The sequence below is a fragment of the Mesorhizobium sp. M8A.F.Ca.ET.161.01.1.1 genome (assembly GCF_004792105.1).
GTDB lineage: Bacteria > Pseudomonadota > Alphaproteobacteria > Rhizobiales > Rhizobiaceae > Mesorhizobium.
On record NZ_SRTD01000040.1, the window covers coordinates 1 to 1,743 of the forward strand.

Below are 1,743 nucleotides of genomic sequence, written 5' to 3' on the forward strand. Positions count from 1 at the left end.
CGACAATCATAACCAAGCCTTCGCTCGGACGTCCTTCGTCGAGATCGGACCTGCCAAGACCATTCGCGTCCGGCAGATGTCCATTGTGTAACGGTTTTGTTGCATCGTTCCAAAAATCGGAAATTTGGGGGTGTGCCATCGCTTTACCTACTCCTCTCCATCGCGCTGACTTGCTTTTCTCCTCTTTGGTTTGGCTCCCTAGCAAAGCATGTCAAAGGCGTGAACTAATACGCTCATCGTCTGTCAGGCTGACTAGATGTTGACCGAAGATTGGATTCAAGGAGTAGGACATACGCCGTCCCAACACACCGACGTATGGCTTCCGCGCCCTATGGAGGTAACCCAACCTGGAGTGCATAGTACGATGCTGTGGAAAAGCCGCATTAATCCTGGTTAACAATTTGGTAATTATATCTTAGGTGACTAATATATTCAAAGGTATGACAACCTGTAATTGCACATAATTTCCCCGCACTAATAAGACGAGTATGCAGCCCATTCCAGGCACAGTGGCTTTGTGCGATCCTTTGGATGCCTTGGCCCCATGACGGCAATGGAATCAGATCGCCAAGATCGGCGCCGCTCCGTGTAAGATATCGTGCGCTTTTAGATTGCCATTGGCGAGAGTGGCCGATTTTGAGAGACCGTCAAGAATGGTCTGCAGATTGACAAGTTCTGCCTCGATCACCAGCGAGACCTGTCGTGCCATCTGCAAAGCATCCCGTTCGAAGCGGGTTGCTGTTGCAGTGCATACTGGACGAGCAGATATGCCGCGAACAGCCAGACCGGAGCCGACCGACGAAGCACGCCCGTGTCCTCTTTTTTGGGTCCGCTAAAGCATAGTGCAAGCCGCGAAACGACAAGCGTTAGCTATATCGAACCGAAGGTGCGCTGTCGCCGCCGCTACTCCTCCTCCCGCTGGGTCATAATCAGCACCAGCGCGGGTTCGACGTCGGTCGTCACCGGCCTATCGGCCATCGGCTGCCCCCCGAATTGTCGCTCTCATACGTCGTTCGTATGCTTTGCGCGTATTCAGCATGAGCGCATATAGTCCCTCAGCCCCGGCGCCGTTTCTCACAAACAGCCCGTCGGTTAGGCCCGGTGTCCTAGCCCCATCCCAACAAAGGGGTGCCGGGCCGCTCCGTCAAAGCCCCTCGTTTGCTAAAGGCCCGCCGCCCCATTTGCGAGGCGACGGACCTCGTCCCAGCCCACACTCTATCAATGCAATTGCGGTGCCAGGCGTACTGACCCGTAACGGGTCACATTTGGCCGAGCGGATGGGCTTTGACATGATGATCCTGGCGCAGCGTCAGGCGAACCTGACCCATTGATTGGACCATTCCATGGAGGTGCCCCAATGCGGTATGATGATCCAGCAGTCTTCTTGTCTGATCTTCCGGAAGCGCAGATCGTGGGAAGACAGCGGCGAGGAGGAGGTTATGAAGAGCCAGTGATAGGGTTGGAGACGACCATGTCCATCAGGAACCAGATCGGATCGCTCGGCCTAGCACAGGCCCGCCTTTCGGATTGCATCGCGGCCGACTGCCGTGGATGAGGATCGCCGGACGCCAATCCCTGACTTGTCCTTTTCCACCGCGAGAAGCGTCCGCGACTATCTGGTCGCGCAAGAGAAGAAGTCGCTGCTGCGCTTCCTGACCTGCGGTTCGGTCGATGATGGTAAGTCGACGTTGATCGGTCGGCTGTTGTCCGACACCAAGCAGATTTTCGAGGACCAACTCGCCG

Annotated in this window: 2 protein-coding genes; one reads left to right on the top strand and one right to left on the bottom strand. The window is 55.7% G+C overall.

The annotated features are described in order from the left end of the window. Positions 1-559: 559 nt before the first annotated feature. Positions 560-709 (bottom strand): hypothetical protein, encoded by a 150-nt coding sequence (locus EN804_RS37490; RefSeq protein ID WP_189343812.1) that lies wholly within the window; start codon positions 707-709, stop codon positions 560-562. An 838-nt stretch (positions 710-1,547) separates the two neighbouring features. Here EN804_RS37490 and EN804_RS34455 point away from each other — a divergent pair. Beyond that, a partial coding sequence (locus tag EN804_RS34455; protein ID WP_135922293.1) for a hypothetical protein occupies positions 1,548-1,743 on the top strand: 196 nt, incomplete at its 3' end.

What these genes read in the sequence shown, in the direction of transcription:
- EN804_RS37490 (WP_189343812.1), bottom strand. Translation starts at nt 709, where the DNA reads ATGGCACGACAGGTCTCGCTGGTGATCGAGGCAGAACTTGTCAATCTG.